The sequence below is a fragment of the Streptococcus minor DSM 17118 genome (genome assembly GCF_000377005.1).
GTDB lineage: Bacteria > Bacillota > Bacilli > Lactobacillales > Streptococcaceae > Streptococcus > Streptococcus minor.
This window is the reverse complement of sequence record NZ_AQYB01000010.1, coordinates 1-2,564: the sequence shown is the minus strand read 5'-3', so window position 1 is coordinate 2,564 and position 2,564 is coordinate 1. Positions and strand designations below refer to the sequence as shown.

Sequence of the window (2,564 nt, the reverse complement as noted above, 5' to 3'; positions counted from 1 at the left end):
CTCTCCTTATAGGAATAGCAAAAAAAATAGTGATTTTGTCGGTTCAACTATGGCTGAGATTCCTAACTCTTGGAGCTACGTTAAGTTTGGTTCGATTGTTACATTTAACATTGGAAAAACACCACCCAGGAACGAACCGACTTATTGGGGCAATGATATCCCATGGGTATCTATTTCGGATATGCCGAGCAGTGGTCATATTACTAAAACAAAGGAGTGTATATCTCATTTAGCTATAAAGCAAACAAATATTAAAATTGTTCCCGCAGATACCCTACTGATGAGTTTTAAACTATCAATCGGCAAGGTTGCGATATTAGATGTTCCAGCCAGTCATAATGAGGCAATTATTTCTATATTTCCATATAGTGATAAGAAAAATATTATTAGAAATTATTTAATGATGTTTTTACCACTAATTTCTACGGCTGGGAATTCAAAAGATGCTATAAAAGGCAAAACACTAAATAGCACCAGTATTTCAGAGTTATTGATACCTATTTCAAATTATCGGGAAATGAAAAAAATTGTATCTAAAGTTGATTTACTTTTTCAAAAAGTTGCTCAACTCTCTGACTAATGCGTTTTTGCTCTGTTTCAGGAGCTAGGGGAACAAGGAGTTCGTTTAATTTTGTTTTAGGAATATTATATAAAGCCTGTCCAGATAGCTTCGTAATTGATTTCAATTGTTCATAAAAGATTGGTGATGACAGGCTAAATAATAGATATTTTGACAATACATCTGATGAAACAAAAGGTGTTAATTGAAATACAAATCCACCAGCAGCGGTATTGGGATAATCTTTATCAATTCTAGCAAATTTTCCAATATGTTCTAAAGATGTTGAAACAGGTGTTAATAGCTGATTTCGTTTCAAATAGACTGTTTCTGAAGTGATAAATTTTGGATCAATGTAGTAATCATTATCTAATATTTTAAAGGATAATGGGTTGATATTTCCTCCACGAATAATTCTGACACCATTTTTTGTGATGGCTAGATCAGTTTTCTTATACGATAATCCTGTGGTTATTGAAAAAACATCTTTTATGGTAAGAAAAACCCAATTTTTGGGTATCTTCCCATAAGGAGAGCAACCGTCACAAAAAATAGCAGAAAGTCTATACGACCTTCTGCTATTTTAAGTTACCAATTAACAACCCTATCTATAATAGCTTGTTGCTCTGTCGCTGTTTTTCTGAGGTAGATACGAGTTGTTTCGATACTTTCGTGTCCCATCAAATCTGCTAACAGGGCAATATCATTGTATTTGGCAAGAAAATTTTTGGCAAATAGGTGTCTAAAGGAATGAGGATAGACTACCTTGGTATTGAGTTGATATTTTACAGCATAGTTTTTTAGTTGTTGGGCAATCCCTCTAGCTGTAATCGGCTGACTAAATTTATTAAGGAAAAGGTACCCGCTTTGGCGATTTTCTGTATCAAGCCATTTCTGACAACTGTCACGTAATTTTTTAGGGATGTAGAGTCGTCGCATTTTACCACCCTTTGAGTAAATGTCAAAATAACCGACCTCCACATGTTCTACTTTTAATTTTATCAATTCACTAACACGAGCTCCTGTTGCTCCTAGAAACCAAACGACAAAATGCCATTTTAAGTTATCATCTTTTTTCAAACTCCGTTTCAGAAAGAGGTAATCTGCATGGCTGATAACATCTTCTAAAAATGGTTTCTGCTGGATTTTAACAAATTTTAATTTCAAATCATCATGTCCAATAAAAACAAGGTATTTATTAAGCCCCTGCAATCGTAGATTAACCGTTTTTGGTTTGAAATTATCCAGTAAATATCCTTTATATTCAAATAAATCTTCTATTTTTAACTCATAATGTTCCAAGAAAAAGCGAACACCATACAGGTAAGACCGTATGGTGTTTTCAGCTAATCCAGCTTTTCGTAAATGTAGTTCAAAGTCTTTCATCTTCAACTCCTATCTGATTTTTGATAGAAATTCCACCGCACATAAGTATTATACTAAAGATTCGATAACTGAAAAGACTTGAGAGATTTTAGAAACAATACGCTGTTGTTCGGTGAGAGGCGGAAGAGGAATGAGATAGTTTTTAACAGTTGTAGTAGCTAATTCCTTTTGTTTGGTACTACCTGACGCTTGCTCCTCAATGACATTTTGAACAATAGGTGAGGCAAGAAAATGGTAAATAAAGTGGTAATCAATAAACTTTAGTAGAAGTCTAATAATAGTAACATGACTGTCTGCTACTGCCCAGCCATACGGATTTTTAACCTCAGAATAAATAGCTAACCTCCCCAAAGTGCCTAGTCCTGTTGAATTCCACATCAAATCACCATCTTTTAACAAACGTTCTTCTTGATAACTGTCAACAGTATCAGGTGAGACAAATTTTGCCAGTTCAATAGAAAAACCTGACCATTGATTACATTTTTGTGCAATAACTGGATATTTAGGAATTGTTGAATATTTAGGTGATTTCCCTCGTTGAATATATGAGGTTATGTCATTTAACTTCACCCATTTCCAACTTTTTGGAATACTATAAGGCACTTCCTTATAAGGAGAG

At 34.0% G+C, this 2,564-nt stretch carries 3 protein-coding genes and 1 pseudogene; 1 reads left to right on the top strand and 3 read right to left on the bottom strand.

Annotation, left to right across the window (positions count from 1 at the left end; translation table 11 throughout):
* A partial coding sequence (locus F602_RS0100160) for a restriction endonuclease subunit S (RefSeq protein ID WP_018165959.1) occupies positions 1–580 on the top strand: 580 nt, incomplete at its 5' end.
* Here the strand turns inward: F602_RS0100160 and F602_RS10650 are convergent.
* The 3 genes and pseudogenes from F602_RS10650 to F602_RS0100145 form a co-directional block, all read right to left on the bottom strand.
* Positions 534–1,103: pseudogene (locus tag F602_RS10650) on the bottom strand (restriction endonuclease subunit S); the annotation flags it as partial. The gene F602_RS0100160 and the pseudogene F602_RS10650 overlap by 47 nt on opposite strands.
* A gap of 44 nt (positions 1,104–1,147) precedes the next feature.
* Positions 1,148–1,945, bottom strand: coding sequence for a tyrosine-type DNA invertase PsrA (psrA, locus tag F602_RS0100150; RefSeq protein WP_000651186.1), 798 nt, complete (start codon positions 1,943–1,945; stop codon positions 1,148–1,150).
* 48 nt (positions 1,946–1,993) lie between these two features.
* On the bottom strand, positions 1,994–2,564 hold a 571-nt coding region (locus tag F602_RS0100145; RefSeq protein ID WP_018165958.1), incomplete at its 5' end, for a restriction endonuclease subunit S.

Coding starts and splice junctions, on each gene's coding strand:
- psrA (WP_000651186.1), bottom strand. CDS start 1,945: ATGAAAGACTTTGAACTACATTTACGAAAAGCTGGATTAGCTGAAAAC.